Annotated in this window: 2 protein-coding genes; both read right to left on the bottom strand. The window is 57.1% G+C overall.

What is annotated here, in order from left to right:
- Positions 1-60: 60 nt before the first annotated feature.
- Positions 61-624 carry a UPF0149 family protein gene (locus tag EUU22_RS22240; protein ID WP_112691461.1) on the bottom strand — a complete coding sequence of 188 codons (564 nt, stop codon included), beginning with the start codon at positions 622-624 and terminating at the stop codon, positions 61-63.
- Positions 621-815: transposase domain-containing protein (locus tag EUU22_RS22235; protein ID WP_165351267.1), on the bottom strand; the 195-nt coding region annotated here is incomplete at its 5' end. The genes EUU22_RS22240 and EUU22_RS22235, both read right to left, overlap by 4 nt.

The raw sequence follows: 815 nt of genomic DNA, 5'->3' as shown, positions 1-815 counted from the left end.
GTGAGCGCAACGAATGGCCCACGGCTTTCGTGATTGACTAAATAGGTTTCTGGCTCTCGGTCAGAACTTCTGCTTTGCCCGCTTCGGCATAAAATAGGATCGGATATTGACGAGTGCTTCGGCGACCTCAGCAGCATCCTGGCGGGTCGCTTTCCGTTTTGCCTCGCCGAGCTTGCGGATGGGCGCGACGATATCGCCAGTGACGGCATGACCTCGAAGGATGGGCTGCCAAAGCTTTGGCGCGTACCTTGTTCCTAGCAGAAAGCAGAGGTCCCAATCGAATGGATCAAAGGTCTGATCATCGATCTTGGTGAACTTGGGCCGGTGGTCTTTCGGTGTTTCGGAAAGGCTCGCAGAGATGCGGTTATATTCCGCAACGATCGTCTGCACGGCCCGATGTTCGGTTGTTTCCATCGGCAGGTTCAGGGCATCCGGACCGGTCAGTTCCGGGATCCATTGGCGTGGGTCGATAAACTTTGGGCCGATGATGAGAGCCGTGAGATAGCCATCGAGACCGCTCATCGACCAGATTGGCGATGCCGGACGACGTGCCCTGATAAACGCTTCGAATGCCTGATCATCAAGCTTCGGCCGTGCGGTCGTCCCTTGGCTGTTCTGTGTCATGCCGCCCTTCGCTCCTGATCTGCAATGCCCTCGCGTTCGGCCTTCCAGGCCCACGGGAAGAGCGTCTCCATCTGGTTGGCAGTCACCTTGCCGGAGATGATGCGTTCCAGCACATCGGCAAGCCAGACTTCAGGATCCACGCCGTTAAGCTTTGCCGTGTTAACGAGCGATGCCAGCACAGCGAAGGACTT

The sequence above is a fragment of the Ciceribacter ferrooxidans genome (genome assembly GCF_004137355.1).
Lineage (GTDB): Bacteria > Pseudomonadota > Alphaproteobacteria > Rhizobiales > Rhizobiaceae > Allorhizobium > Allorhizobium ferrooxidans.
This window is presented reverse-complemented; position numbering and strand designations above follow the sequence as displayed.

Coding starts and splice junctions, on each gene's coding strand:
- EUU22_RS22240 (WP_112691461.1), bottom strand. CDS start 624: ATGACACAGAACAGCCAAGGGACGACCGCACGGCCGAAGCTTGATGAT.